Origin of the sequence: Nonomuraea fuscirosea (genome assembly GCF_003001935.1) — a bacterium.
In the GTDB taxonomy this organism is placed as follows: Bacteria; Actinomycetota; Actinomycetes; order Streptosporangiales; family Streptosporangiaceae; genus Nonomuraea; species Nonomuraea fuscirosea.
Genome location: NZ_PVNG01000011.1, coordinates 105,668 through 132,330 on the forward strand (window position 1 = coordinate 105,668; position 26,663 = coordinate 132,330).

At 71.6% G+C, this 26,663-nt stretch carries 29 protein-coding genes; 17 read left to right on the forward strand and 12 right to left on the reverse strand.

Features of this window, described 5'->3' with window-relative positions; translation table 11 throughout:
- Positions 1-2: 2 nt before the first annotated feature.
- From B0I32_RS25180 to B0I32_RS25190, 3 genes are read right to left on the reverse strand one after another with little or no spacing between them, the layout of a single operon-like run.
- On the reverse strand, positions 3-650 hold the full coding sequence (locus B0I32_RS25180; protein ID WP_106243823.1) for a hypothetical protein: 648 nt from the start codon (positions 648-650) through the stop codon (positions 3-5).
- The gene (gene hrpB / locus B0I32_RS25185; protein ID WP_106243826.1) at positions 647-3,046 is read right to left on the reverse strand and encodes an ATP-dependent helicase HrpB; all 2,400 of its coding nucleotides are present in this window, start codon (positions 3,044-3,046) and stop codon (positions 647-649) included. Before hrpB ends, B0I32_RS25180 begins: the two co-directional genes overlap by 4 nt.
- Positions 3,033-3,389 carry an ArsR/SmtB family transcription factor gene (locus B0I32_RS25190; protein ID WP_106243828.1) on the reverse strand — a complete coding sequence of 119 codons (357 nt, stop codon included), beginning with the start codon at positions 3,387-3,389 and terminating at the stop codon, positions 3,033-3,035. Before B0I32_RS25190 ends, hrpB begins: the two co-directional genes overlap by 14 nt.
- A 90-nt stretch (positions 3,390-3,479) precedes the next feature.
- On the opposite strand from B0I32_RS25190, the gene B0I32_RS25195 reads away from it, so the two are divergent.
- The 3 genes from B0I32_RS25195 to B0I32_RS25205 all read left to right on the forward strand — a co-directional run bounded on the left by B0I32_RS25195 (position 3,480) and on the right by B0I32_RS25205 (position 6,293).
- Positions 3,480-4,628 (forward strand): MFS transporter, encoded by a 1,149-nt coding sequence (locus B0I32_RS25195; protein WP_181307761.1) that lies wholly within the window; start codon positions 3,480-3,482, stop codon positions 4,626-4,628.
- Between the two features lie 62 nt (positions 4,629-4,690).
- Positions 4,691-5,176 (forward strand): hypothetical protein, encoded by a 486-nt coding sequence (locus tag B0I32_RS25200; RefSeq protein WP_106243831.1) that lies wholly within the window; start codon positions 4,691-4,693, stop codon positions 5,174-5,176.
- A 163-nt stretch (positions 5,177-5,339) separates the two neighbouring features.
- Complete coding sequence (locus B0I32_RS25205) at positions 5,340-6,293, forward strand: LysR family transcriptional regulator (RefSeq protein ID WP_181307763.1); 954 nt, start codon at positions 5,340-5,342, stop codon at positions 6,291-6,293.
- Here the strand turns inward: B0I32_RS25205 and B0I32_RS25210 are convergent.
- Together B0I32_RS25210 and B0I32_RS25215 are read right to left on the reverse strand one after the other, a co-directional pair.
- On the reverse strand, positions 6,280-7,023 hold the full coding sequence (locus B0I32_RS25210; protein WP_106243834.1) for an SDR family oxidoreductase: 744 nt from the start codon (positions 7,021-7,023) through the stop codon (positions 6,280-6,282). The genes B0I32_RS25205 and B0I32_RS25210 overlap by 14 nt on opposite strands.
- Before the next feature lie 39 nt (positions 7,024-7,062).
- Positions 7,063-7,821, reverse strand: coding sequence for an oxidoreductase (locus B0I32_RS25215; protein WP_106243835.1), 759 nt, complete (start codon positions 7,819-7,821; stop codon positions 7,063-7,065).
- 206 nt (positions 7,822-8,027) lie between these two features.
- On the opposite strand from B0I32_RS25215, the gene B0I32_RS25220 reads away from it, so the two are divergent.
- Complete coding sequence (locus tag B0I32_RS25220) at positions 8,028-8,720, forward strand: hypothetical protein (protein WP_106243838.1); 693 nt, start codon at positions 8,028-8,030, stop codon at positions 8,718-8,720.
- Here B0I32_RS25220 and B0I32_RS25225 read toward each other — a convergent pair.
- The gene (locus B0I32_RS25225) at positions 8,689-9,519 is read right to left on the reverse strand and encodes an undecaprenyl-diphosphate phosphatase (RefSeq protein ID WP_219912008.1); all 831 of its coding nucleotides are present in this window, start codon (positions 9,517-9,519) and stop codon (positions 8,689-8,691) included. The genes B0I32_RS25220 and B0I32_RS25225 overlap by 32 nt on opposite strands.
- A gap of 42 nt (positions 9,520-9,561) precedes the next feature.
- Complete coding sequence (locus tag B0I32_RS25230) at positions 9,562-10,455, reverse strand: MurR/RpiR family transcriptional regulator (RefSeq protein WP_219912009.1); 894 nt, start codon at positions 10,453-10,455, stop codon at positions 9,562-9,564.
- Between the two features lie 114 nt (positions 10,456-10,569).
- Here B0I32_RS25230 and B0I32_RS25235 point away from each other — a divergent pair, with 114 nt between their 5' ends.
- Genes B0I32_RS25235 through B0I32_RS25260 form a run of 6 tightly spaced genes read left to right on the forward strand, consistent with a single transcriptional unit; the run spans position 10,570 to position 16,770 of the window.
- Entirely contained in the window at positions 10,570-11,703 is a 1,134-nt protein-coding gene (locus B0I32_RS25235; RefSeq protein ID WP_245956016.1) for a C45 family autoproteolytic acyltransferase/hydrolase, read from the forward strand.
- The gene (locus tag B0I32_RS25240) at positions 11,700-13,307 is read left to right on the forward strand and encodes an ABC transporter substrate-binding protein (protein ID WP_219912010.1); all 1,608 of its coding nucleotides are present in this window, start codon (positions 11,700-11,702) and stop codon (positions 13,305-13,307) included. The genes B0I32_RS25235 and B0I32_RS25240 overlap by 4 nt, the downstream gene beginning before the upstream one ends.
- Before the next feature lie 4 nt (positions 13,308-13,311).
- Positions 13,312-14,226 (forward strand): ABC transporter permease, encoded by a 915-nt coding sequence (locus B0I32_RS25245; RefSeq protein ID WP_219912011.1) that lies wholly within the window; start codon positions 13,312-13,314, stop codon positions 14,224-14,226.
- Positions 14,223-15,065 (forward strand): ABC transporter permease, encoded by an 843-nt coding sequence (locus B0I32_RS25250; protein ID WP_106243846.1) that lies wholly within the window; start codon positions 14,223-14,225, stop codon positions 15,063-15,065. The genes B0I32_RS25245 and B0I32_RS25250 overlap by 4 nt, the downstream gene beginning before the upstream one ends.
- Positions 15,065-16,006, forward strand: coding sequence for an ABC transporter ATP-binding protein (locus B0I32_RS25255; RefSeq protein ID WP_106243848.1), 942 nt, complete (start codon positions 15,065-15,067; stop codon positions 16,004-16,006). The genes B0I32_RS25250 and B0I32_RS25255 overlap by 1 nt, the downstream gene beginning before the upstream one ends.
- The gene (locus tag B0I32_RS25260) at positions 16,006-16,770 is read left to right on the forward strand and encodes an ABC transporter ATP-binding protein (protein WP_106243850.1); all 765 of its coding nucleotides are present in this window, start codon (positions 16,006-16,008) and stop codon (positions 16,768-16,770) included. Before B0I32_RS25255 ends, B0I32_RS25260 begins: the two co-directional genes overlap by 1 nt.
- 59 nt (positions 16,771-16,829) lie before the next feature.
- Here the strand turns inward: B0I32_RS25260 and B0I32_RS25265 are convergent, their stop codons facing one another.
- Entirely contained in the window at positions 16,830-17,639 is an 810-nt protein-coding gene (locus tag B0I32_RS25265; RefSeq protein WP_106243853.1) for an NmrA family NAD(P)-binding protein, read from the reverse strand.
- A 75-nt stretch (positions 17,640-17,714) separates the two neighbouring features.
- Between B0I32_RS25265 and B0I32_RS25270 the strand changes: the two genes are divergently transcribed.
- The 5 genes from B0I32_RS25270 to B0I32_RS25290 all read left to right on the forward strand — a co-directional run bounded on the left by B0I32_RS25270 (position 17,715) and on the right by B0I32_RS25290 (position 21,819).
- Complete coding sequence (locus B0I32_RS25270) at positions 17,715-18,629, forward strand: AraC family transcriptional regulator (RefSeq protein WP_106243855.1); 915 nt, start codon at positions 17,715-17,717, stop codon at positions 18,627-18,629.
- Entirely contained in the window at positions 18,626-19,132 is a 507-nt protein-coding gene (locus B0I32_RS25275) for an HAD domain-containing protein (RefSeq protein WP_245956017.1), read from the forward strand. The genes B0I32_RS25270 and B0I32_RS25275 overlap by 4 nt, the downstream gene beginning before the upstream one ends.
- 63 nt (positions 19,133-19,195) lie before the next feature.
- Positions 19,196-19,387, forward strand: a complete 192-nt coding sequence (locus B0I32_RS25280; protein WP_106243857.1) for a PspC domain-containing protein — start codon at positions 19,196-19,198, stop codon at positions 19,385-19,387.
- Positions 19,388-19,466: 79 nt separating this feature from the next.
- Entirely contained in the window at positions 19,467-20,102 is a 636-nt protein-coding gene (lipB, locus tag B0I32_RS25285; RefSeq protein ID WP_106243859.1) for a lipoyl(octanoyl) transferase LipB, read from the forward strand.
- A gap of 166 nt (positions 20,103-20,268) precedes the next feature.
- Complete coding sequence (locus B0I32_RS25290) at positions 20,269-21,819, forward strand: alpha/beta fold hydrolase (RefSeq protein WP_181307765.1); 1,551 nt, start codon at positions 20,269-20,271, stop codon at positions 21,817-21,819.
- A 48-nt stretch (positions 21,820-21,867) separates the two neighbouring features.
- Here the strand turns inward: B0I32_RS25290 and B0I32_RS25295 are convergent, their stop codons facing one another.
- Positions 21,868-23,403 carry an amino acid permease gene (locus tag B0I32_RS25295; protein WP_106243864.1) on the reverse strand — a complete coding sequence of 512 codons (1,536 nt, stop codon included), beginning with the start codon at positions 23,401-23,403 and terminating at the stop codon, positions 21,868-21,870.
- A 182-nt stretch (positions 23,404-23,585) separates the two neighbouring features.
- Positions 23,586-24,131: a type 1 glutamine amidotransferase domain-containing protein gene (locus B0I32_RS25300; protein WP_106243867.1), complete on the reverse strand. Its 546-nt coding sequence runs from the start codon at positions 24,129-24,131 to the stop codon at positions 23,586-23,588.
- Positions 24,132-24,243: 112 nt separating this feature from the next.
- On the opposite strand from B0I32_RS25300, the gene B0I32_RS25305 reads away from it, so the two are divergent.
- The gene (locus tag B0I32_RS25305) at positions 24,244-24,507 is read left to right on the forward strand and encodes a heavy-metal-associated domain-containing protein (RefSeq protein WP_106244357.1); all 264 of its coding nucleotides are present in this window, start codon (positions 24,244-24,246) and stop codon (positions 24,505-24,507) included.
- Between the two features lie 51 nt (positions 24,508-24,558).
- On the opposite strand, the gene B0I32_RS25310 is transcribed toward B0I32_RS25305, so the two are convergent.
- Positions 24,559-25,266, reverse strand: coding sequence for an SDR family NAD(P)-dependent oxidoreductase (locus tag B0I32_RS25310; RefSeq protein WP_106244359.1), 708 nt, complete (start codon positions 25,264-25,266; stop codon positions 24,559-24,561).
- Positions 25,267-25,368: 102 nt separating this feature from the next.
- Here B0I32_RS25310 and B0I32_RS25315 point away from each other — a divergent pair, with 102 nt between their 5' ends.
- On the forward strand, positions 25,369-26,208 hold the full coding sequence (locus tag B0I32_RS25315) for a helix-turn-helix domain-containing protein (RefSeq protein WP_106243869.1): 840 nt from the start codon (positions 25,369-25,371) through the stop codon (positions 26,206-26,208).
- 3 nt (positions 26,209-26,211) lie between these two features.
- Here the strand turns inward: B0I32_RS25315 and B0I32_RS25320 are convergent, their stop codons facing one another.
- The gene (locus tag B0I32_RS25320; RefSeq protein WP_219912012.1) at positions 26,212-26,574 is read right to left on the reverse strand and encodes a DUF2809 domain-containing protein; all 363 of its coding nucleotides are present in this window, start codon (positions 26,572-26,574) and stop codon (positions 26,212-26,214) included.
- Positions 26,575-26,663 lie beyond the last annotated feature (89 nt).

The window sequence follows — 26,663 nt, forward strand, 5'->3', positions numbered from 1 at the left end:
CCTCAGGGCTTGATCCACACGCGCAGGGCGCCGGTCGTGGTGAAGCCGTGGCGGAGGGCGGTGGCCGGGTCGATCTCGTAGCCGACCAGGGGGCGGCCGGGGAAGAGCTCGGCTGCCATGGCCAGGGTGCCCTCCCAGGCTGCGTCCTCGTCGGGGCCGAAGACGTTGGAGACGCCGACGGCGGGGCCGCCGGTGGTGAGGATCGCGCCGGCGGTGATCTCGCCGTTCGTCCGGCCGGACACGATCGTCGCCTCTTCGAGCAGCGCGGGCGGGAACAGGCCGGGCTCGCCGAAGGCCCGCTCCCAGTCGCGCAGGGTGTCCGCGTCCTCGACCACCGTCCAGGCGGTGGGCGTGCGGCCGGGAGCGTCGCGGTGGATCCAGCGCGCCTCGAACAGCACCTCGAAGCCGGGAAGGGCGAGCGTGGCGAAGCTGTCCTTGACCGAAGCGCCGGGACCCGCGTCGATGCGGCCGAGCACGTCGGCCGCCGTGGCGTCGGGGGAGAGCGTGACGGCGTCGGGGTAGAAGGGCGGGGTCCTGGCCGGGTTGGTCCAGGCGCGCTCGGTGAACGTGCCCGGCCTGCCGTGGGCGCGGCACATCAGGTCGCACCACGAGGCGTTGTCGCGGGCCGCCACGGTCTGCCAGCCGGTCATGTCCGTCCTTTCGTCCGGCGGGTGGGCGGCGCGGTGAGCGGGTCCTCCGGCCAGGGGTGCTTGGGGTAGCGGCCGCGCATCTCCGCGCGTACGTGGCGGTAGCCGTCGCGCCAGAACGAGGCCAGGTCCGCGGTGACCGCCAGCGGCCGGCCCGCGGGCGACAGCAGGTGGACCAGGACCGGCACGCCCGCGATCAGCGGCGTCTCCTGCCGGCCGAACAGCTCCTGCAGCTTCACCGCCAGCACCGGCTGCTCACCCGAGTAGTCGACGCGAATGCGCGAGCCGGTGGGGACCTCCAGGCGTTCCGGGGCGACCGCGTCCAGCCGTTCGCTCCACGGGATCAGGCGGCGCAGCGCCGAGGCGACGTCGATGCGCTCCACGTCGGCGCGGCGGCGGGCCCTGGACAGCTCGGGCTCCAGCCACTGGTCGGCCAGGTCGACGAGCGCGTCCATGGACGGCCAGGGCGGGCCGATCGCCCGGTGGCAGAACGCCAGCCGGTCGCGCAGCTCCTTGGCGGGTTTCGTCCAGGTCAGCAGGTCTTCCGTACGCAGGCCGTACCGGATGGCCTCGTGGACGTCGGCGTCCTTGAGCGGGCTGGCGGACAGCTCGATCGCGCCCAGGCGCTCGACCCTGCGGGCGGACACGTCGCCGCGGCGCCCGCCCGGCGGCACCTTCCACTCGACCTCGTCCTCGACCGTGGTGCCCGCCGCCATCCTGGCCGTCGCCTCGTCGATCACCACCGCCTGCCTGACGCGGGCCGAGGCCGAGCCGGTCGGACGGTCGGCGACCGCGACGGCCAGCCACTGCGCGGTCGCGAGCCTGGAGCCCTCGGCCGGCTGCGCCTGGGTGCCCGAGGCCATGAGGAACCCGCCACCGCGCCTGCGCGCCACCCGCTCGGGAAACGCCAGCGCCACCGCCATCCCGGCCAGCGCGTCCTCCGACAGTTCCCGCCCGAGGGCCGCCGCACCGGTGGCGGTGCGGCGGAGGCGGGTGGATTCCTGGCGCCAGCGGACCGCGAAGCCGGTGCCGCCGCGGCGGGCCGTACGCCAGACCTCCACCAGGTCGTCGGAGGCGTCCCTGGGCAGCTGCTCCGACAACAGCGCCACCACCTCCGCGGCCCGGGGACCGAGGTCGAGCAGGGCCCTGGCCAGCCGGGGATGCACCCCGGCCAGCGCCATCCGGCGGCCACGGGCGGTGACGCGGGAGGCGTCGTCCAGGGCGCCGAGCAGCCGCAGCGTCGCGGTGGCGGCGGACATGGCGGCGGCGGGCGGCGGGTCGAGCAGGGCGAGGCCGTGCGCGTCCCGGCTGCCCCAGCAGGCCGCCTGGAGGGCGAAGCCGGTCAGGTCGGCGAGCGCGATCTCCGGCCGGGCGTGCTCGGCCAGGCGCTCGTGCTCGGCCGCCGTCCAGCAGCGGTAGACGGCGCCGGGCGCCTCACGGCCCGCCCGTCCGGCCCGCTGGGCGGCGGAGGCTCTGGAAACCCGGACCGTGGTGAGGGAGCCCAGGCCGCGCGCGTGGTCGGTCCGCGGCTCGCGGGCCAGCCCGCAGTCCACCACCACCCGCACGCCGGGAACGGTCAGGCTCGACTCGGCGACGGACGTGGCCAGCACCACCCTGCGCCCCGCCCCCGGCGACAGCACGGCGTCCTGAACGTGAGCTGGAGCCTGGCCGTGCACCTGGAGCAGCTGCTCGACGTCGCCGGCCAGCATGCCGGCCACCTTGGCGATCTCGCTCACGCCGGGCAGGAAGCACAGCACGTCGCCGTCCCGTTCGGCCAGCGCCCTGCGGACCACCGAGGCCACGTGCGACAGCAGCACGGGATCGACGCGCAGGCCGTGCGGCGGCGCGACCGGGCGCGGCGGCGGGGCCCAGACCGTCTCCACGGGGTGGGTGTTCCCGGTGGCGGCGACGACGGGGCCGCCGAGCAGTCCGGCCCACGGGGCGGCGTCGGCGGTGGCGGAGGTGGCCAGGAGGCGCAGGTCGGGGCGGAGCGTCTCGCGTACGTCGAGCAGGAACGCCAGCGCGGTGTCCGCGTCGAGGTGGCGTTCGTGGCATTCGTCCAGCATGACCGCGTCGACCCCGGCCAGCTCCTGGTCCCGCTGGAGCCGCTGCAGCAGCACGCCGGTCGTGACGACCTCGACCATGGGGTTGGCGCCCACGTGCCGCTCGCCCCTGATCGTGTAGCTCACGCCCATGCGCCGGGCCGCCGCGCGTACGGCCAGCCGCCGCGGCTCGGCCACCACCACCCGCATGCCCGCCCCGGCCAGCGCCAGGGGCACCACGGTGGTCTTGCCGGTGCCGGGCGGCGCGGTCAGCACCGCGCTGCCGTGCCCGTGGAGCGCGGCCAGCAGCTCGGGCAGCACGTGGTGGATGGGCAGGGCGCCGTCAGGCACGGGCATCAGCCTGGTGCGCTGAGACCGGGCGTCTTGAGGGGCGGTTCGCCGCGTGCAGGACCGCGTCGAGCAGGCCGGGGAAGCGGGCGTCGAGATCGGTGCGGCGCAGGCTCATGTACTTCAGCCGACCTTCCTGCTTCGTCTCGACCACGCCGGCCTCCCGCAAGGCCCGGTAGTGGTGCGAGGCGGTCGACTTGTGCACCCCGAGGTGGTCGGCCGCGGTGGTGCAGTTCATCTCCCCGGCGATGGCGAGGCGGATGGTGATCTCCAGGCGGACGGGGTCGGACAGCGCCCGCAGAACCTCTGTGAGCTCGATGTCCTCCGTCGCGGGGTGCGGTAGCAGGCGCATGACGGAAGCCTACCTTCGTCTCATTGTTTGACAACGATCCAACTATAAGTCAGTTTGATGGGCATCAAACTTTTGCTGGAGGAGGCTTCCGTGAGTTCACGGCTCTATCCGATGGCCGCCGGAAATTTCGCGATCGGTACGGGCATGTTCGTCACCGCCGGGCTGCTGGGCCCGATCTCGACCGACCTGGGGGTCTCCCGGTCGGCCGCGGGCCAGCTCATGACGGTGTTCGCGCTGGCGTACGCGGTGCTCTCGCCCCTGCTCGCGGCTCTGACGATCCACCTGCCGCGCAGGACGCTGCTGTTGCTGGCCATGGGGGTGTTCGTGGCCGGCAACGTGCTGAGCGCGCTGGCGCCGACGTACCCGCTGGTGATCCTCACCCGGGTGATCGCCGCGGCGGGGGCGGCCATGTTCACGCCGACCTCGTCGGCCGTGGCGAACGCGCTGACCACGCCCGACCGGCGCGGGCGCGCGCTGGCGCTGGTGATGGGCGGGCTGAGCGTGTCGTCGGCCATCGGGGTGCCGCTCGGCACCTGGCTGGGTGAGACGGCGAGCTGGCGGGCGACGTTGTGGATGGTCTCAGGGCTGGGCCTGCTCGGGCTCGTCGGGGTGGCCGCGCTGGTGCCCGACGTGCGGATCCCGGCGTCCGGGCGGCTGCGGGAGCGGTTCGAGCCGCTGCGCGACCGGCGGGTGATGGCGGTGATGGCCACGCAGTTGCTGGTCTTCGCGTCGGGGTTCAGCGCCTACACCTACATCGGCTCGCTGTTCGACCTGCCGCTGCCCGCGCTGCTGTGGGCCTGGGGGCTGGGCGGGATCGTGGGCAACCTGCTCGGCGGGCGGTTGTCCGACGCGTACGGGCCGCGCCGGATGATCCTGATCGGGATGTCGGCCGCCTTCGTGTTCGTCGCCCTCATCCCCGTCGCGAACCTCGCCCTGCCCCTCGCGCTGCTCTGGGGCTTCCTGTGGGGCGCGGTCGGCTGGATGATCGCCCCCGCCCAGCAGTTCAGGACCGTCACCGCGATGCCCGGTAACGTCTCGATCGGCCTGGGCCTGCTGTCGTCGGCCCAGTACTTCGGCCTGTTCGTGGCGGGGCTGGCCGGTGGGGTGGCGCTGGACGCGTACGGACGAGTGGGCGTGATCACGCTGTCCGCCGGCCTGGGCCTGGCGGCCCTGCTGTTCACCCTGGCCACCTACCGCGCACCGAAGCTCGTCCCTCAGGTGACCGAACCGGTCGGCTAGTGCCGGGTGCCGGGCTCGTCGGCTTTCCCCGCTGGGGAAGGCTGTTGGCCATAATGTCGGATGTGTCAGACGACCGTGACCCGAGCGACGAGCCCGTGCCCGGCCAGGACGAGCGGGCCCCCACGCCGCAGCCCCAAGACGAGCCGGTTCCTCGCCAGGACGAGCAGGCCCCCGCGCCGCAACCGGAGGACGACCCGCGTGACGAACCCGCGCCGCTGGCTGCCCTCGTCCTGCTGACGGCGGGGTCGGCGGTGGCGGTCATGGTGCTGGCGGCCTTCCTCTCCCAGCCGCCCCGCCTCAACTTCCTGTTGTTCGGCCCGGTCGCCCTGGTGGCGTTCGAGGTGGTCGCGTACGACGTGTGGTGGCGGCGGTGGTGGGGCGCGATACCGGGGGCACTGCTGGGCCTGCTGATCTATTTCGAGGGCCGCGCGGCACTCAGCGACGTGATCGGTGAGGTCTGGGCGCATCCGGTGGCGTACGTCCTGGCGTGGACCCTCTTCGCCGTCGTCTTCGCCCTGTGCAGCCGCTACCCGCGCCGGGTTTCCTAGCTGGTCGGCGCCGCCGCCGAGGAAGGGTTCACGGGGGGAGCGCGTTGAGGCGAGGGTGGCCGGGAACGAAAGACCCGGGTCGCCGGGTGCGGCTGAGGTGTGCGCTTCCAGGAACGATGACGACGGGGTGGACCGCGTTTCCGCCCAGGAGAGGGCGGAGCCGATGAGTCTGCGTCAGTTCGAGTACGCCCTGGCGGTCGCCGCTGAGGGCTCGGTGACGGCGGCGGCGGAGTCGCTGAGCGTCGCCCAGCCGTCGATGTCCCAGCAGATCCGCAACCTGGAGCGCGACCTCGGCGTGACGTTGTTCGACCGGACGCCGGCCGGGCTGGTGCCCACCGCGGTCGGCCGGGCGTTCCTCCAGGAGGCGGAGATCGCGGTGAACGCGGCGCGGCGGGCCAGGGAGACGGCGCGGGCCGGTGCGGACGACCTGGTGGGCGAGCTCGTCGTCGCGGCGCAGCTGGGCTTCGGCACCCGGCAGCTGCCGGGCGCGCTGGGCGCGCTGCGGCGCCGCTTCCCGCGGCTGGAGGTCACCGTCTTCGAGGAGTCGAGCTCCGCCGAGATGGAGCAGCTGTGCCGCAGGCGGCTGACGGATCTCGCCCTGATGGCGCAGTGCCGGCGGGGCCCCGCCGACGCCCACCGCCTCGGCGACGAGGAGTTCGTCGCGGTGCTGGGCGCCGGGCACCGGCAGCTCGCCGCGGACCGGGTGGACCTGCGTGCGCTGGAGGGGGAGCCGTGGGTCAGGTTCGACCGCGAGAGTGCGCTCGACGGCGTGCTGGAGGAGGTGGCGAGCGACAACGGGCTGAGGCCGGCCACGGTCGCCCGCGTGTCCCAGACGGCGACGGCGGTGCGGTGGGCCGCCCATGGCCTGGGCGTGACGCTCGTCCCCGCCTCCGCGGTGCCCAGCGGCTACGAGCACCTCGCGCGTCCGGTGTTCCCCGCCGTGTCCCAGCCCGTCATCGCGGTGGTCCAGCCCGACTCGGGCCCGGCGGCGACGGCGCTGCTGGAGCTCCTGCGCCAGGAGACCTGGAACAGCTCCGCCTCCTTCTGGTCACGCGCCGATGAGCCGCACGGCGAAGGTGGCGCGGTGAACGACGCGCGGCCGCTCAGAGCTGGGTGACGCCGCCGTCCACGGCGAGTTCGACCCCCGCCGTGTACGTCGCGTCGAAGGCGAGGAACGCGGCCGCGGCGGCGATCTCGTCGAGGGCGCCCAGCCGCTTCATGGGATTGTCCGCGACCCGCTCCGCGATGAACTCCGCCGCGGCCTCCTTGGACATCGAGCGCTCCAGCACCCCCGTGTCGACGGGACCGGGGCTGATCGCGTTGACCCGGATCTCGCGCGGCAGCAGCTCGCGGGAGAAGCTGCGGGCCATGGAGCGCAGCGCCGCCTTGCCGGCCGCGTAGACGCTGCTGTCCTTGATGCCGACGACGCCGGCCACCGAGGTGGTCAGGACGACGCCGGCGCCCCTGCTCAGCAGCGGGGCGAGCTTCTGCACGGTGAAGAAGGCGCCCTTGACGTTGATCGCGAACAGCTTGTCATACGCCTGCTCGGTCGTCGACTCGAACGGCGTGAGGGCGGTGACGCCCGCGTTGACGAACAGCGCCTCGATCGTGCCGAACTCGGCCTTCACCCGGTCCGCCAGCGTGTCCAGGTCGGAGAGCGAGGAGACGTCGCCGCGGACGGCGATCGCGTTCGCGCCGATGCGCTCCCGCGCGGCGTCGAGCGCGGCCTGGGACCGGCCGGTGATCGCCACCCGGGCCCCGCCGGCCGCCAGCGATTGCGCGATGGCGAGCCCGATGCCGCTGCTGCCGCCGGTGACCACGACATTCTTGCCGCTGTATTTACTCATGTCACAATTCCTTCGTTAATAAACAACGACAGGTCGCCGTCAATTCCTGGGATATTCGCCGCCGTCCACGGAGAAACTGGTCCCGGTGATCCAGCTCGACTGGTCGGACACGAGGAAGAGCACCGCGTTCGCGATGTCGCCCGGCAGGCCTTCGCGCCCGAGCGGCGGCGTGCCGGTCGCGCCCGAATCCTCGTCGGTGCTCGCCCACCGCCGGCGCGTCTCCTCGCCGCCGGGGGTGGCGGTCCTGCCGGGGGCCAGGGCGTTGACCCGGACCCCGAACGGGGCCAGCTCCGCGGCCAGCGCCCGGCTGTAGCTCTCCAGCCCCGCCTTGGCCGCCTGGTAGTGCGCGAAGACCGGCACCGGCGGGAGCAGCGCGGCGGTGGAGATGTGCACGATCGCCCCCGAGCCCTGGTCCCGCATCCCCGGCGTGAGCAGGGCGTTCAGCCGCACGGCCGCGAGCAGGTTGAGGTCCAGCGCGTCCTGCCAGTCCGCGTCGGGGATCGTCACGGCGCTGTCGCCGGCCCGGGCGCCGCCCGCGTTGTGCACCACGATGTCCACCCCGCCGAACGTCTCCTGGACGGTCGCGGCCAGAGCCTGGGTTCCGGCCTCGGTGCGGATGTCGGCCGTCACGAAGGCGGCCCCCTCCGGCGCCGGGTACGCGGTCGTCCTGGCGGTGGCCAGCACCTCGGCGCCCTCCTCAAGCAGCCGCCGCACGACCGCCGCCCCGATTCCCCGGGAACCTCCCGTGACGAGGGCTCGTTTTCCCCTGAGCTCTCCTGATCCGTTTCCGAGCGTCATGGCCCCTCCTGAATTGCCGAATTCGCTCGGCGCGGATATTCGCGGGCCGAGCAGGTTCACCGTACGCAAGGAAAAGAACGAGGAGCAAAGACGAAATCCGAGCGGCCGCCATAGGAGATGCCTATAACGGGTCACTCGCGAAGGGGACGGGCGGTAGCCCGGCAGGCGGACGACGGGCGGGGTCCGGCGCGCCTACCGTCGGCGGCATGTTCAGAGACCAGGTGACCTTCCGCCGCGTCACGGCAGGAGTCCTGCTCATCGTGGCCCCGCTGCTCCAGGCTCTCGCCGTCGTCGTCGATCCCGGCACCTGGGGCGACGACCGCGAGGCGGTCAGCTTCGGCGCGAATCCCGTGCTCGCCCAGATCCAGTCCGTGCTCTACCACTGGAGCTGGATGCTCATGGCCGTGGCCGTGCTCGGCCTCGTGCACCTGACCAGGCGCAGGGCGACCAGGCTCGGCCACGTCGCGGGCGCGCTCACGATGCTCGGCTACCTGCAGTTGTCCGGGCTGTTGCTCAGCGACCCCGTCGAGTGGTGGCTGGGGCGGCATCATCCGCCGGAGGAGGCGCAGCGGATCCTGGACGAGATGCTGGGGCTGCCCGGCGTGGTGTTCGGGTTCCAGCTCCCGTGGATGTTCTTCGGCTTCCTCGGCCTGCCGGTGCTGACCGCGGCCGTGTGGCGGGCCGGGTTCGTGGGGTGGTGGGCGCCGGCGGTGGTGACGGCCGGCTATCTCGGGTCGTTCGCGGTCTCGTACGGCCCCGCCACCGTGCCGTTCTGGGCCGCCCCCGTGACCGCGCTCGGCTGGATCGGCTGGAAGATCCTGCGCATGGGCGACGAGGCGTGGGCGGCCTGCTATCCGGCGGCGCGGGTCAGCCCTGAGCCGGAATCCAGCCGACGCTGACCGCGAAGATGACGAAGACGCCGAGCAGGATCCGGTAGATCACGAAGAGGGTGAAGCGGTGGGTGCTGATGTAACGCAGGAACCAGGCCACCGCCAGATAGCCGACGACGAAGGAGATGACGGTGGCGAGGATCGTCGGCCCCCAGTCGGGGGCCGGGCCCTCGCCGATGTCCTTCAGCTCGAACAACCCCGAGGCCAGCACGGCGGGGATGGCCAGCAGGAACGAGTATTTGGCCGCGTCCTCGCGGCGGTAGTCGAGCAGCAGGCCGGCGGTCACCGTGCCGCCCGAGCGGGACACGCCGGGGATGAGGGCCAGCGACTGGGCGAAGCCGTAGAGGACGGCGTGGGTGAAGCTGAGGTGCTTCTCCAGCGTGAGCTTGTTGCGGGCGGTGTGGTCGGCGTACCACAGGATGCAGGCGAAGACGATCAGCGTGGTGCCGACCAGGCGCAGGTCGCGGAAGCTGGTCTCGATCTGGTCCTTCAGCGTGAGGCCGAGGATGCCGATGGGCAGCGTGCCGACGATGACGTACCAGCCCATGCGGGCCGCCCAGTGGCCGCGCAGGCTCTTGTCGAAGAGCGAGCGCGTCCAGGTGGAGATGATCTCCCAGATCTCCTTGCGGAAGTAGATCAGCACGGCCGCCTCGGTGCCGAGCTGGATCACCGCCGTGAAGGCGGCCCCCGGGTCCTTCCAGCCGGCGAACGCGGAGACCACCCGGATGTGGGCGCTGGAGGAGATCGGCAGGAACTCCGTGAGCCCTTGGACCAACCCCAAGATCACCGCTTCTAGCCAGCCGATCACGACGACACCTTTCCAGCACACGCGGGAGTGACGAGGGTGAGGTTAGCGGAATCGGGGGTCCGATCGGGTGTCCAGGAGTTGCCGTCGTAGCGCGTTGAGCTGGTGGGAGTTCTCGACAGAGCGGGACTCGTCGAGCGAGTCGAGCGCCAGCAGCAGCGCGTCGGCCACGATGATGCCGGTCAGGGGTTCGGCCGTGATGCCGGTGGGCGTGTGCGGGGCGGCCAGCACGGCGTCCACGCGGTCGGCGAACGAACCGCCGAGTTCATCGGAAATTAGCACGATGTTCGCGCCCACGGCGTGCGCCCGGTCGATCAGCACGGTGAGCTCCTTGAGCTTGCGGGCCGGCTGGAAGATCACCAGCACCTCGCCGTGCGCGAGCTGGATCAGGTCGTCCGCCAGGGCGAAGCCGGTGGTCGAGACGGCGCGGGCGCGGTGGCCGCGCCGGTTGAGCTTGAGCGCCAGGTGGTGGCCGGCCGGCTCGGAGGCGCCCGCGCCGTAGACGAACACGCCGGGCGCGTCGACCAGCAGCTCGACCGCCTTCTTGAACGCCTCCGCGTCCAGCAGCCCCCTGCAGTGTTCGACCCGTTCGCGGGCCTCGTCGAAGACCCGCTCCCAGATGCCGGTCAGGTCCTGGCCGACGTGGCTGACGCGCTGCCGCAGGCGGACGTCGGGGGCCACCGCCGAGGTGAACTCGGCCGCCAGCGCCCGCTTGAGCCCCGGCAGGCCGCCGAAGCCGAGCCGCTGCATCGTCCGCACCACCGTGGCGTTGCTGGTGCCGGTGGCGGTGCCGAGCTCCTGCGCGCTGGCGAAGAGGATCTGCTCGGGCGAGGCGGAGATCAGGTAGTGGCACACCGCCCGCTCGGCCGGCGACAGCTCCTCCCAGAGCTGCCGTACCTGGGCCCTGAGCTGTTCGATCGGGCTGTGTGTATTTTCCATTACGGTTCTTGACTCCTGTGTAGCGCTCATTACCCTGTCTTGGAAACGACCGCTACAGACTCGCCGCTTCCTGAAATGGACATTACAGGCACCGGGTCGGTCCAAGGAGCACCATTGAGCCTCACATCCCTGCCTCTCGTCGAGATCTCCGGCGCTCCTCGCGAACGCGGGCGGCAGTACGGCGAGCAGGCGCGCGAACGGATCGAACGCGCGCTGACCTACTACGCGGAGGCGTTCGCGCACTCCAGCGGCCTGTCATGGGAGCAGGTCGTGGAGCGGGCGGCGCACTGGATCGAGCCCAGCAGGGCGTTCGCGCCGGAGCTGGTCGAGGAGATGGAGGGCATCGCCGAGGGGGCCGGGGTCGGCTTCCTCGACGTGCTCGCGCTCAACGCCCGCGGCGAGATCATCTACGACACCACCTTCAGCTCCATGGAGCCCGACGGCTGCACGTCGTTCGCGATGCTGGGGGAGGTGTCCGGCGACGGCCACGTCTACGCCGGCCAGAACTGGGACTGGCGCGACGGCGTGTCCGACACGCTGATGGTGCTCAGGGTCGTCCAGCCGGGACGGCCGACGGTCATCATGCACGTGGAGGCGGGGCAGGTCGGGCGGCAGGGGGCCAACTCGGCGGGCATCGCGCTCAACGCCAACGGGCTCGGCGGGCGCTTCGACGACACCGTGGGCGTGCCGCAGACCCTGATCAGGCGCAGGGTGCTGGACAGCGACAACCTCAACACCGCGCTGGAGGCGCTGACCAAGTCGCGGGCCCACATCGCCAGCAACGCGCTGGTCACGCACCGCGACGGGTTCGCGATCGACCTGGAGACCACGCCCGGCGCCGTGGGCTGGATGTATCCCACGGACGGGCTGCTCGTGCACGGCAACCACTACCAGGCGTTCGTGCCGCCGCAGCTCGCCGCCACCTACCGGCCCGGCTCGGCCGACTCGCTGTTCCGCGTGCCGCGGGCCGAGGGCGGGCTGCGTACGGTGCGCGAGGCGTCCGGCACCGACGAGGTGCGCAAGCGGATCAGGTTCGCCATGTCCGACCACCTGGGCTACCCCGAGTCCCTCTGCACCCACCCCGACCTCACCCAGCCCGCCGTGAAGCGGTGGGCGACCCTGCTGTCGAGCTGCGTCGACCTGACCACGGGCGACTACTTGATCGCGGCCGGCACGCCCTGCGACCACGAGTACGAGCGCGTGCCCTGGAACCTCTACGACGGACCGCATGGAGAAGTGACCCCGTGAAGAAGCTGCTCGCCCTCGCCGGGCTGGCCGGCCTGGTCGCCGCGTGCGGCGGGCCCGCCGCGACCACCAAGGCGCCCGATCCCGCCAAGCTCACCCTCGTCGACCGCACCGCCAGGGCGGCGGGGCCGCTCGACCGCGCCGTCTGGCTGCTCGACGAGGAGCCGGGCACCCTCGACCTCGACTCCGACGGCGGCACCCCCAACCGCACGGTCATGGCGAACGTCTGCGAGCGCCTCATGCAGACCCAGCCCGACATGACCGTCAAACCCTGGCTGGCCGAGCGGACCGCGCGCCCCGACCCCAAGACGATGGTGCTCACGCTGCGCGGGGACGCCACGTTCCACGACGGCTCGCCGGTCACGGCCGACGACGTCGTGTGGAGCCTGAAGCGGCACGCGGGCGAGGGCATGGACGAATCCGACGAGTTCGAGGACGTCGAGTCCATCGCCAAGAGCGGTGAGCACGAGGTCACGATCACGTTCAAGCGGCCCAACGCTCTGTTCGAGCAGGCCATCGCCGGGGGCGCGGGCATCGTGCTCAACCGGAAGGTGGTGCAGGCGCAGGGCGAGGACTTCGGCTCGCCGGGCAAGGAGGACGCCTGCGGCGGGCCGTACCGGCTCAAGGAGTGGAAGTCCGGCTCGCACATGACCATCGAGCGTTACGACGCGTACTGGAACAAGGACGTCAAGCCGCTCACCAGGACCGTCGTCTTCCAGTGGGCCCAGGACACGGCGCTGGTCAACAGCCTCGTGACGGGAGCGGCGCAGGGCGCCTACCTGTCCGACACGGGACCGGCCGTGGCGCTGCAGAGCAACCAGGCGGTCAGCGTGGCCTACGGCACTACCACCCGGGTGTTCGTGTTGCTGCCGACCGACCGCGGCGTGATGAAGGACCCGAAGATCCGGCGGGCGCTGTCGCTGGCCGTGGACCGGGCCGGCATCGCCAAGTCCGGGTTCGCGGGGCTGGCCAGGCCGTGGAAGGTGCCGGTGGGGGCCGGGGCGTGGTCGTACGAGAAGGAGGCGTTCCAGACGGCCTTCGACGAGCTGACAGGCGCTCCCGACACGCCCCAGGTCGAGCAGGCCAAGAAGCTGGTGGCGGAGGCGGGCTCGCCGAAGGAGCCGATCGTGGTGGCGACCGACGGCGAGCAGTCGCGGACGGTCATCGCCAACGCCGTCGTCGACGCGGCCACGAAGATCGGCCTGACCGCGCAGATCAAGACCGTGCCCTCGTCCGAGTTCGGCAGCTTCTACACCGACAAGTCGCTGCGTGCCCAGGTCGACCTGGTCCCCGACGACTGGTACATCACCAAGTCCGACCCCATCGGCTTCTACGACAACGGCCTGACCGGCTCGGCCAACAACTGGGTGAAGTACAGCTCGCCCGCCTACGACAAGCTGGTGGCCGAGGCGCTGGAGACCACCGACACCGCGGCCCGCGCCAAGCACGTCATCGAGCTGCAGCGCATGTTCACCGCCGACATGGTGTGGATCTCGCTGGTCGAGGTGCCCAACGCGGTCGTGCTCGGGGCCAAGGTCACGGGCCCGCCCGCCTCGCAGGTGCACATGGGCTACCCGTGGGCGGCCGATCTCGGGGCCAAGGGCTGAGCCGGTGGTCCGCAAGCTGGCCGGGCTGGTCGCCACGCTGCTCGCCACCTCGTTCGTGATCTTCGCAGCGTCGTACGCGGCGCCCGGCGACCCGGTCACGTTCCTGGCGGGCGGCAAGGAGAACCTGACGCCCGAATACCTGGCCGCGATCCGGGCCCAGTACCACCTGGACGATCCGTTCCTGGTGCAGTACGGCCGCTGGCTCGGCGACGCGGTGACCGGCGACCTCGGGCGTTCCACGCAGTACCACGACCAGGTGTCCGACCTGATGGCGGCCCGGCTGCCGAGCACGCTCGCGCTGGTCGCCTACGCCTCGGTGCTGTTCGTGGTGTTCGGGATCGCGCTGGGGGTGCTGGCCGCGGTGCGCGGCGGGCGGACCGACTCGGCGGTGGTGGCGGGCACGACGTTCGCCACCTCCGTGCCGGCGTTCGTCACCGCGACGGTGCTGATCTCGCTGTTCGGCGTGCAGCTCGGCTGGTTCCCCGTCATGGGCGGCGGCTCGCTGTGGCACCTGACGCTGCCGGCTGTCACGCTCGCGCTCGGCGCGCTGGCCATCATCAGCCGGGTGACCAGGCAGTCCATGATCGAGCAGCGCGAGCTCGACCACGTGAGCGTGGCCCGCGCCGGCGGGCTGTCCGAGCGGCTGATCGTGGTGCGGCACGTCTTCCGCGGCGCGCTGGGGCCGATCGTGACGATGTGCGGGCTGGTCACGGCCGGGATGCTGGCCGGGACGGTGACGGTGGAGACCGCCTTCGGGCTCAACGGGATCGGCTCGTTGCTGGTGAACGCGATCAACACGCACGACTTCCCCGTCACGCAGGCGGTGCTGCTGCTCATGGTGGCCGCGTACATCGCCGTGACCACCGCGGTCGAGCTGCTGCATCCCCTGATCGACCCCAGAGTGAGGAGCCGGGCATGACCACACTCGTCGCCACACTCTCCCCGAAGCCCGCGCGGCCGCTCGGCCAGCTGCTGGCCACGGCGTTCCTCGGCCTCGTCGTCGCGGCGGCGGTGCTGGCGCCGCTGGTCGCCCCCTACGCGCCTGAGGCGGTCGACTTCGCCGCCACGCTCGCGCCCATGTCGCCGGGCCACCCGCTCGGCGCCGACCAGTCCGGCCGCGACCTGCTCACCAGGGTCCTGTACGGCGCCCGTACCTCGCTGATCGGCCCGCTGATCCTGCTGGCCATCGCCTCGGCGCTGGGCGTCGCGCTCGGCACGCTGGCCGCCTGGCACCGGGGCTGGGTGGACGCCGTCGTGTCCCGGCTGACCGACGTCATGTACGCCTTCCCCGGGCTGCTGTTCGTGGTGCTGATCGTGGCCGTGTTCGGCAACGGGATGACCACGGCCGTGGTGGCGCTGGGGCTGGCGTACACGCCGACGATCGCCAAGTACACCCGCAGCGTGGCGCTGGGCGAGTGCGGCAAACCGTACATCGACGCCTACCGGGTGCAGGGCATGGGCGGGTTCGCCATCTGCGTGCGGCACCTGGTGCCCAACATGGCCCGCTCGCTCGTGGGCTACCTGGTCGTGCTGTTCGGCGAGGGGCTCATGAGCCTGGCCACGCTGAGCTTCCTCGGGTTCGGCGCGCAGCCGCCGTCCTCCGACTGGGGGCTCATGGTCAAGGAGGGGCAGCCGGCCATCGTGCAGGGGGCGTTCCTGCCGGTGCTGGTGCCGGGCGCGGCCATCGCCCTGGTGGTCGTGTCGTTCAACGTGATCGGCGTGCGCCTGGCCGACCGCATGGGGGTGAGGGGGACGTGATGCTGCTGTCCGTGGAAGGGCTGACGATCGAGGCGGGCGGGCGGCGGCCGATCCTGCGCGAGGTGTCGCTGTCGGTCGGCAGGGGCGAGATCGTGGGGCTGGTCGGCGAGTCCGGCTCGGGCAAGTCCACGATCGCCCGCTCGGTGCTGCGCCTGCTCCCCGCCGGCGCCCGCGTCTCCGGGCGGGTCGCGGTCGAGGGCGAGGACGTGCTGACGATGGGCCAGGGCGCCTTGCGCGACCTGCGCGCCTCGAAGGTGTCGATGGTCTACCAGGATCCGCGCTCGTCGCTCAACCCGGTGCGCAGGATCGGCGACTTCCTGACCGAGCGTATGGTCCGCACCCTGGGCCGGCCCAAGGCCGAGGCGCGGACGCGGGCGCTGGAACTGCTGGACGCGGTGGGGATGCGCGACCCCGGGGCGCGGCTGCGGCAGTATCCGCACGAGCTGTCCGGCGGCATGCTCCAGCGGGTGGTGATCGCCGCCGCGCTGGCCGCCGACCCGGCGCTGCTGCTGGCCGACGAGGCGACGAGCGCGCTCGACGTCACCACGCAGGCCGAGACGCTCGCGCTGCTGCGCCGGGTGCAGGCGGAACGGGAGCTCGGCATGTTGTTCATCACCCATGACCTGCACCTGGCCGCCGCCTTCTGCGACCGCGTCCACGTGCTCTACGCGGGCACGGTGGTGGAGTCGCGGCCGGCCAAGGAGCTGTTCGCCGACCCTCGCCACCCCTACACCGCCGGCCTGCTGGCCTGCACGCCCGAGCTGGGCGACCCGCGGCCGATCCGGCCCATCCCCGGCCGGCCGCCCTCGCTGGACGACGCCTTCACGGGCTGCCCGTTCGCGCCCCGCTGCCCCGAGGCCACGGCCGCCTGCGAGGAAGAGCCGCCGCGGCCCGTGGCCGTCTCCGGCGGCACCGCCGCCTGCCGTCTGGTGGAGGCCTGATGCTGTCCGTACGCGCACTGCGCAAGTCCTTCGGCGCCACGGTGGCGGCGGACGACGTCACGTTCGACCTGGCCGCGGGCGGCTCGCTCGGGCTGGTGGGCGAGTCGGGGTCGGGCAAGACCACGATCGCCCGCATGCTCGTCGGCCTGGTCGCCCCCGACTCGGGCACGATCGCCGTGGCCGGGCGGGAGCGGGGCACGAGGGAGCGCGGCCGGGCCGCCAGGCTGCGCCGGGCCAGGGAGATCCAGATGGTCTTCCAGGACCCGTACCTCTCGCTCGACCCCCGGCTGACGGCCGAGGAGTGCCTGCACACGGCGCTCAGGCTGCACGGCAGACCCCGGGCGCGCGCCGCCGAGCTGCTGGAGCAGGTGGGGCTCGGCGCCAGGGAGGCCGGGGCGCGGCCGCACCGGCTCAGCGGCGGCCAGCGGCAGCGCCTGGCCATCGCCAGGGCGCTGGCGGTGGAGCCGTCGGTGCTGGTGCTGGACGAGGCGGTGGCCGCGCTCGACGTGTCGATCCAGGCGCAGATCCTGGAACTGCTGGCCGGCGTACGCAGGGAGTCGGGGGTCGCGCTGCTGTTCGTCAGCCACGACCTGGCCGTGGTGCGGCACCTGTGCGAGGAGACGCTGGTGCTGCACCGGGGGGTCGTGGTCGAGCGGGGGCCGGTGGAGCGGGTGCTGGCCGAGCCGGAGCACCCGTACACGCGGCTGCTGCTGGACTCCGTGCCCAGGCCCGGCTGGGACCCGGCGGCGGTGGTGCGGCCCTGACGCTCAGCGATCCCGAGGCTGCCAGACCTGTGCGGAGTCCACGGCGGTGGTACCCGGCTCTAGCGCTTCCAGACCTGTGCGGAGGCGCGCGCGAAGTCGGTGAAGTCCCTGGCCGGGCGGCCGAGGGCCTGGCGCACGCCGTCGGTGACGGTGGCGTTGCGGCCGTCCAGGATGTCGGTGAACAGGTGGGTCAGGCCGTGCGCCTCGCCGACGGTCACGCCGTGCTCGACGGCCGAGGTCACGTACTCCTCTGGCGTGACCCGGAGGAACACGATCGTCCTTCCTGTGGCCCGGGAGAGCTCGGCCGCCACGTCGGCGAACGTCAGCAGCCGGGGCCCCGTCAGCTCGTACAGCCTGCCCGCGTGCCCCTCCTCGGTGAACGCCGCCACCGCGACGTCCACGATGTCCTCCACGTCCACGAACGGCTCGGGCACGTCGGCGGCGGGCAGCGCGATGACGCCGTCGAGGACCGAGCCGAGCAGGAAGTCCTCGCTGAAGTTCTGCATGAACCAGGAGCAGCGCAGCACCGTCCACTCCGCGCCCGACTCCCGCACCGTCCGCTCGCTGGCCTGCGCCTCCGGCTCGCCCCGGCCGGACAGCAGCACCAGCCGCCGCGCGCCCGAGCTCACGGCCAGCTCCGTGAACGCCTTGACGTCGTCGTACGCGCCGGGAAAGGCCAGGTCGGGATAGTAGGACAGGTAGACGGCCGTCACGCCGTCGAGCGCGTCGCGCCAGGTCGAGCGGTCCTGCCAGTCGAAGGCGGGGGAGGCGGAGCGCGACCCGATCCGTACGGGCAGGCCACGCGCGCTGAGCCGGTCGGCGATGCGGCGGCCGGTCTTCCCGGTGCCGCCGAGAACGAGAATCGTCATGCCTCTAGTAAGTCCCGATACCGATAAGACTCTCCATGGTTGAGAAGCGCAATCCCATATGCGATCGTCTACCCCATGGACCAGCTCGCGGCGCTCCTGGACGGCCCGAGAGCGCGCGGCGCCTTCCTGCTCCGGACGATCCTGGCCCCGCCCTGGGGGCTGCGCATCCAGGACGAGGCGCCGCTGTCGCTGGTGGCGCAGGTCCGCGGCGATTCGTGGATCACGTTCGACGGCGGCGACCCCGTTCACCTGGAGGCGGGGCAGGTGGCCATCGCGCGGGGGCCGGAGCCGTACACGATGACGGACGAACCCGGCACCAAGCCGCAGATCATCATCGACCCGGGCCAGCGCTGCACCACCCTCGACGGCGAGTCGCTCTACGAGAGCATGGACCTCGGCGTACGGACGTGGGGCAACGACCCGGAGGGCCCCACCGTGCTGCTGACCGGCACCTACACCATGGAGGGCGAGGTCACCCGGCGGCTGCTGGAGGCGCTGCCCCAGCTCATCGTGCAGCCGGGCGGCCCGCTGATCTCGCTGCTCGGCGCGGAGATCGTCAAGGACGAGCCGGGCCAGGAGGCGGTCCTCGACCGGCTGCTCGACCTGCTGCTCATCGCGGTGCTGCGGGCCCACTTCGCCACGAACGAGGCTCCCGCCTGGTACCGCGCGATGAGCGACCCCGTCGTCGGCAAGGCCATGCGCCTGCTGCACAACAACCCCGCCCACCCGTGGACCGTGGCCGCGCTGGCCACCGAGGTGGGCGTGTCCAGGGCCTCGCTGGCCAGGCGCTTCACCGAGCTGGTCGGCGAGCCGCCGATGGCCTTCCTCACCGACTGGCGCCTCGCCCTGGCCGCCGACCTGCTGCGAGAGCCCGACGCCACGATCGGCTCCGTGGCCAGGAAGGTCGGGTACGGCAGCCCGTTCGCGCTCAGCGCGGCCTTCAAACGCGTCCGCGGCATCACCCCGCAGGAACACCGGGCCGTCCGGTGAAGCCGCTGCTCCTGCTCGACGTGGACGGCGTGCTCAACCCGATGGGACGGCCGAACCCCGACTTCCGGCGTTACCGGTGCACGGTCGGCGGCGAGGTCTACACCGTGCACCTCAACCCCCGCCACGGCCGCCGCCTGCTCGACCTGGCCCTGACCACCGGCTCCGAGCTGGTCTGGGCCACCACCTGGGAGCACCACGCCAACGACTGGATCGCTCCCCGGATCGGCCTGCCCTCCCTGCCGGTCATCTCCTTGAGCCCCGACGTGCCCTGTGAGCAGGGGGAGATGTTCAAGACGCCGCACGTGGCGGCGTACGCGGGGCGGCGGCCGTTCGTCTGGTTCGACGACCAGGTGTGGGCGGAGGACGAGGAGTATCTCAGGGTGCGTCAGGGTCTGACCGACTTCCTGCTCGTTCACGTGGATCCGGAACGGGGACTGACCAGCCGACATCTGGGCATGGCACATGATTGGCTGACCCTTACAGGGTTTTCTCAGGGTTCCTGACGGGAGTCTGACGGCCCGCTCGTCCGTTCTCCCAGTAGGTTCGACACCACACGGAGGAACAGCATGTACCGCTCACGAGAGCACAGGATCCTGGCCGGCGTCTGCGGCGGTCTGGCCGACAAGATGGGCCTGCCCCCTACCCTCGTCCGGATCCTCTGGCTGCTGCTGTCGCTCATCCCGGGACCGCTGTGGGTGGTCTACGTCGCCATGTGGATCCTGGTCCCGGAAGAGCCGAAGGGCTACCGGGCCGCCTGAACGTGAGGGAGGGCGGGGACGAAGGCGTCCTCGCCCGCCCGCGTGCGTCTCCATCGAGGGCCCGGCATATCCTCGAACCATGAGGGCAAGGCCGCTGACGCTCATCCAGGATGAGCTGGTCGACTACGACAAGGCGATGGAGCGCATGACCGACCTCGTCGGGCAGCGCCAACGGGACGAGCGTCCTGACACGCTCTGGCTGCTCAGCCATCCGTCCGTCTACACGATCGGGCGCCGCACCCCGACCGCCCACCTGCCCGACCCCTCCCGCGGCATCCCCGTCATGGAGACCGGGCGCGGCGGCCAGCTCACCTATCACGGTCCCGGCCAGCTCGTCGGCTACCTGATCGTCAAGCTGGGCGCGGACGAGGGCATCGTCGACTACGTGCGCGAGGTGGAGCTGCGGCTGGTCGAGGCGCTGGGCAAGCTGGGGCTGCCCGCCGAGCGCCGGGACACGCCACCGGGATCCGAGCTGCTGACCGGGGTCTGGACGGCCGAGACCGGGCGCAAGATCGTGTCCATCGGGATGCGGCAGAGCCGGGGCGTCACCAGCCACGGGTTCGCGCTCAACGTCGACGGCGATCTGACGCCGTGGGACTGGGCGGTCGCGTGCGGCATGCCGGACGTGGACATGACCTCGCTCAAGCGGGAGCTGGGCGACACTGCCATGGACGACGTACGCGCGACCGTGGCGGGGGCCTTCGAGGCGTCCTGACGGGAGCGCTCCGCGGTCGGTTCTCGGAGGATGGCGGCGCCTGACCGGTGTCGTCATCCTTTCGGAGGAAATCTGGTTATTTTCCGCACGGCCACGGCCGTGTATGCGCGATGATCCGCTTCGGTCGCACGCCCCGACGGGGGGATCGACTGATGATAGGAGCATCGTGCGAAGCAGATTTTCCCTGGTCGCCGCCGCCTTCCTGGCGCTGGCGACGGTATTACCCGTCTCGGCCGCGCACGCGGACACCGGGACGACGCACACCACCACCGCTGACACCATCGCCTGGGCGCCGTGTGAAGAGGTGCCCGAGGCCGAGTGCGGCACGCTGAGCGTGCCGATCGACTGGTCGAAGCCCGCAGGAGCGAAGGTCGACCTCGCGGTCGCGCGGCGCAAGGCCACCGACCCGGCCGCCAGGATCGGCTCGCTGGTGATCAACCCGGGCGGGCCGGGCGGCTCCGGTGTGGAGGCCGTCTACGGCGCTCCCGGCTCCTACACCGAGGAGTTGCAGCGCCGCTTCGACATCGTCGGCTTCGACCCGCGGGGTGTCGGGCGCAGCCATCCGGTGATCTGCTCGGCGTCCGTCTACAACCAGATGCCGCACACCGTCATGAAGAGCCAGGCCGACTTCGACGCCTGGAACACCTTCACCAAGAAGCTGCACGCCGACTGCCGCGCCCGTACCGGACCGCTGTACGACCACGTCGACTCCACTGACGTCGCCCGCGACCTGGACGCGCTGCGCGCCGCCCTCGGTGAGGAGAAGCTCACCTACTACGGCATCTCGTACGGCACCCTGATCGGCCAGATGTACGCCGAGCTGTTCCCCGGCCGCGTCCGGGCACTCGGGCTGGACAGCAATATGGACCACAGCCTCGGCGTCGCGGGCTTCCTGTCCACCGAGGCGCTCGCCGTCGAGGACGCGTTCGACCAGTTCGTCGGCTGGTGCGAGCAGGACACCAGTTGTGTGCTGCACGGCCAGGACGTCCGCGCGATCTGGAAGTCGCTGCGGGAGAAGGCGCAGCGCGGCGAGCTCGTCTACCCGAGCACCGGCACGAAGATGACCGAGCTGCAGCTCATCTACAACGCCGCGCTGGGCAACGAGGGCCCCGACTGGCAGACGCTGAGCCAGGTGATCAACTGGCTGAACGGCGGCGCCGAGCCGGAGTGGGTGCCCCCGCTGCCCGGCCGCGGGCCCGTGGAGGGGGACGTGGCGGAGCTGCCGACCACGATCCTGTGCCAGGACTACAACCTCCGGGTGCGCAACTACACCGAGTACGCCGCGCTCATGCGCGTGTCCAACGCCCTCGCGCCGGACACGCGGTACCACCCGTACCCGATCGACGACCTGCCGATCTGCATGAACTACCCGACCACCAACCCGCCGCACGCGCTCAAGTACACCGGTGAGGCTCCGCTGCTGCTCGGGAACTCGCTGCACGACCCGGCCACCCCGTGGATCTGGTCGGCCAACGCGGCCCGCCAGCTCGGGTCCAAGGCGGTGCTGCTCACGTACGAGGGCTGGGGTCACCGCATCTACGGCAAGGACAAGTGCCAGACGGACATCTTCGACGAGTACCTGATCTCGCTGAAGGTGCCGCCGCACGGCACGAGCTGCGCCGTGGGCACGCCTGAGGAGAGCCTGCTCAAGCAGCGCTCCCAGCGGCCCGCGTGGCCGACGGACCGGCTCTCCTGGGCCGCTCCGGGCACGAAGTAAATCCTGAGGGGTACGGCGCGGCCAGGGGGTCGCGCCGTACCCCTTTTTTCAGGAGACGGGCATTTCCTGGTCGTCGACCGTGCGGCGCGGACCCGTGAACCAGTGGCGGGCCGACAGCGCCCACCACAGCGCGATCCCGATCAGCACCACTCCCACCGCGATCGGCGCGTAGTTGACCGACGTCCAGGTGAAGTCGGCGCTGCCGGGCACGCCGGCGGGGGAGAACGGCATCACGAAGTAGATCGACACGATGACGATCTCGACGCAGGCGATCCAGCACAGCGCCTTGTACTTCCGCCCCAGCGTCCACGGCCCCGGTTTGAACGCCTCTCCCATGCGCAGCCGCAGCCAGATCGGGATGAGGAAGGCCAGGTAGAGGCCGATGACCGCGATCGAGACGACGGCGTAGAACGCGACCGGCGTGGTCAGCCCGGGAGGGGCGTAGAGCGCGGGCAGCGTGATCAGGGCGGCGGCGAGGCAGCCGGCGATGATCGCGTTGACCGGGGTGCGGTTGCGGTCCACCCGCGACCACAGCCGCCAGCCGGGCACCGCGCCGTCGCGCGAGAACGCGTACGTCATGCGCGACATCGAGGTCACGCAGCTCATCCCGCAGAAGAACTGGCCGATCGTGGAGATGGCGAAGATCGCCGTGGCGAGCGGGGACGACAGGGCGCTCTCGAAGATGGACCCGACGAACCCGCCGTCCTTGTTCAGCTGATCCACGTTCGTGGCGGCGAACAGGAACGACAGCAGCAGGATCCAGCCGCCGATCGCCGAGTAGAAGATCGACTGCCACAGTCCTCGGGCCGCGCTGGTGGCCGCGCCCTGGGTCTCCTCCGACACGTGGGCGCAGGCGTCGAAGCCGGTGATCGTGTACTGGGTGAGCAGGAAGCCGAGCGGCAGCACGTACAGCCAGAAGGGCAGCCCGTCCGAGCCGTCGCCGAAGCCCGAGTTGTCGTTGGTGCCGAAGAAGACGAAGGACGCCGACTGGTGGTCGGACGGGGCGAAGATCAGGATGGCCACCACGATCGCGGCGCCGACCACGTGCCACCAGACCGAGACGTTCTGCAGCAGCGAGATCAGCCGGTGGCTGAAGATGTTGATCAGCGCGTGCAGCGCCAGGACGATCACGAACAGCAGGAACGCCTGCGGCAGCGTGCCCTCCCAGGCGCCGCCGGTCAGCCGGTTGAGGGTGATGTTGAGGAAGGTCGCGCAGCCGTAGTCGACCGACGCGGTGACGGCGATGAGGCCGATCAGGTTGAGCCAGCCGGTGAACCAGCCGTGGATCGGCTTGCCCAGCTTGGCGGCCCACCAGTAGATGCCGCCCGCCGTCGGGTACGCCGACACCAGCTCCGACATGCAGAAACCGATGATCAGGATGAACAGCGAGATGATCGGCCAGCCCCACGAGATGGCGATGGGGCCGCCGTAGTTCCAGGCTTGGCCGAAGGTCGTGAAGCAGCCGGCGAGGATGGAGATGATCGAGAAGGAGATGGCGAAGTTGGAGAAACCGCTCCAGGTGCGGGCGAGCTCCTGCTTGTAACCGAGCTCGGCGAGTCGCCTGGAATCCTCTTCCGTGGTCATTGAGGTCTCCCTGGGGGGCGGGACGCTCCTTTTGGTCTACCTCTAGACCATTTCTGCCCAGGGAACAAGGCGTTACAGCGGCTTTTCGATCTCGTCAGGCCCGCCCGCAGGCCGGGCGCGGTTGCGGGCCGGGCTCAGGTCATGGGCCGGGCCGGGCCCGAGGCCCGGCCCGCGCGCTCACATCACTGGCCGAAGACGTCGGTGACGGCCTGGCAGAACGCCTTGAGGTCGTCCGGCTTGCGGCTGCTCACCAGCATGTTCGGCCCGTCCGTGCAGACCACGACCTCCTTGTCCACCCAGGTCGCCCCGGCGTTGCGCAGGTCGGTCCGCAGACTGGGCCAGGACGTGATCGTCCGGCCGCGTACGACGTCCGCCTCGACCAGCGTCCACGGCGCGTGGCAGATGGCGGCCACAGGCTTGCCCGCGTCGAAGAAGGCACGGGCGAAGCGCACGGCGTTGTCGTTCATGCGCAGGAAGTCGGGGTTCGCCACGCCTCCCGGCAGGACGAGGCCGTCGAAGGAGGCCGCGTCCACGTCGTCCACCGTGTCGTCCACGGCGAAGGTGTCGGCCTTGTCCAGGTGGTTGAACCCCTGGATCTGGCCCGGGGCGGTGGAGACGAGCCGGGGTGTGCCGCCCGCCTGCTTGACCGCCTTCCAGGGTTCGGTGAGCTCGACCTGCTCGACTCCCTCGGGGGCGACCAGGAACGCGATGGTCTTGCCGTCCAGCATGTCTGTTCTCCCGTGAATCGCGTCTTTTCTCCCTTGAACCGGGACTCGCCATCCCCCTAACCGAGGCGGGGGGATGTATGCGTCTCTACCCCTGGGGGGTATAGTCGGGCTCATGACTGTCACGACATACCAGGTAGAGGGCATGACCTGTGGTCACTGTGTGAGCGCTGTGACCCAAGAGGTGGGCAAGGTCGCCGGGGTCAGCGGCGTCGAGGTGGATCTGGGATCAGGGTCCGTCAAGGTGACGAGCGCGGCCCCGGTCGACGCCACGCTCATCGGCGCGGCCGTCGAGGAGGCGGGTTACGAGCTGGGCGGCACGGTCGAGTTGCTGCCCCAGGCGGGTGGGTCGTGCTGCGGCTCGGGCGGCTGCCACTAGGGGCTCATCGCCTACCGGCCGGTCCGCGCGGGTGCGGGCCGGCCGTCCGCGTCACCACGGGAGAGGGCCGGCCTGGGTGAAGAAGCCGCCGGTCGGGCCGTCGCGGCCCACCTGCGCCATCCTGACGATGATCTCCGCCCCCTCCTCCACGGTCTGCGTGCCCGTGCGGCCGTTCAGGTCCGTGGCGGTGTAGCCAGGCTCGACCGCGTTGATCCGCATCTCGGGGAACGCCTTCGCGTACTGCACGGTCAGCACGTTCACCGCCGCCTTGGAGGCCGGGTAGGCGAGCCCCGGATACGCGTACGCCGGCGTCCCCTCGGCCGTGATGCCCGCCAGCGAGGCCAGGCCGCTGCTCACGTTCACCACGACCGGGGCCGCGGAGCGGCGCAGCAGCGGCAGGAAGGCGTGCGTCACGCGGACCACGCCGAAGGTGTTCGTCTCGAAGATCGTGCGCATGTCGGCGGCGGTCAGGTCCGCCGCGCCGATCACGCTGTTGTCCTCCCGCCGTCCTTCGACGCCGGCGTTGTTGATCAGCACGTCCAGCCCGCCGTCGGCCTCGACGGCCTTCGCGGCGGCGGCGACGGAGGCGTCGTCGGTCACGTCGATGAGCAGCGGCTTCGCGCCCAGCCGGGCGGCCGCCTCGCGACCGCGCCCGGCGTCGCGGCTGCCCACGTAGACGGTGTGGCCCGCGGCGATGAGCCGGCGGGCGGTCTCGAAGCCGAGACCCTTGTTCGCTCCGGTGATGAGTGTCGTCGTCATGCCGTCCACGCTGCCCGCGACGAGGGCGGACAGCCAGGCGTCCCGCTTTCCGGGGACTGCCAGTACCAGGATGAACGCGCGGGAAGGGTGTTGACTGAGGGCATGGCGGCGAGCGAGTTCGGACAGGCGGTGCGGCGCTGGCGCGACCGCGTCTCGCCCGCGACGGTGGGGCTGCCCGCCGGCGGCCGGCGGCGCGCGGCCGGGCTGCGCCGCGAGGAGTTGGCGCTGCTGGCCGGCATCTCCGTCGACTACGTCACCCGCCTCGAACAGGGCCGGGCGGACAATCCGTCGCCGCAGATCGTGGAGGCGCTGGCGCGGGCGCTGCGGCTGTCGGCGGAGGAGCGGATCTACCTGTTCCGGGTGGCCGGCCTCGCGGTCCCCGGTCCCGAGACGGTGCCCGCCTACGTCACCCCGAGCGTCCAGCGGCTGGTGGACCGGCTGGACGGCGCCGCGGTCGGAGTCTTCGACGCGGCCTGGACGCTGCTCATGGCCAACCCGCTCTACGCGGCACTCATGGGCGATCCGTCCGAATGGCACGGCATCGAACGCAACGGGGTGTGGCGCAACCTGGTCGGATCCGGCGGCCGGGTCCGGTACACGCCGGAGGAGCGGAGCGCGTTCGAGGCGGCGCTGGTCGCCGACCTGCGCGCGACCGCCGGCCGCTATCCGCGTGACCAGCAGCTGCGCCGGCTGATCGCGCGGCTGCGCGCCGACAGTGAGCGCTTCGCCGAGCTCTGGGACGCGGGCGTGGTCGAGTCGCTGCGGGCCTCCCGCAAGATCGTCGACCATCCGCAGGCCGGGGCCATCACGCTCGACTGCGACGTGCTCAGCGTGGTGGGCGACGACCTGCGCGTCATGGTCTACACGGCCGAGCCAGGCACGGCCGACGCCGAACGCCTCCGGCTGCTCGCCGTCCTCGGCACGCAGTCCCTCGTCGGATGAACCTCAGTGGGGCGCGCGTCTGAGCCACAGCGTGTGGGCGATCAGGCAGGCCGCCGCGCCCACGGCGTACCAGAGCAGGTCGGGCGGGTGGAAGGTGCTGCCCAGCAGTGGCCACAGGACCTCGGGGATGCCTCCGAGCTGGGCGAACTCGATCGCCCAGCTCAGCCCGCCCGACACCGCCGCCGCGGCCCAGGGCCGCGCGGCCGGCCGCACGAGCAGCACCACTCCGTAGATCGCCGCCGTGTAGAGCGCGTCGCCGGCGAACTTGGGCGCCGGACCGTCCCAGAGTGCCCGTACGATGAGCCCGCACGCCACGATCGCGGCGATGGACAAGGCGGTCAGGAGGCGGGGCAGCGGGCGGGACACCAGCTCAAGCTACTGCCAAGCCGACTGAAAATTTACACCGCCGAAAGAAACGAGACTGAAACAATTTTCCGCCACTCGTTGACACGCGG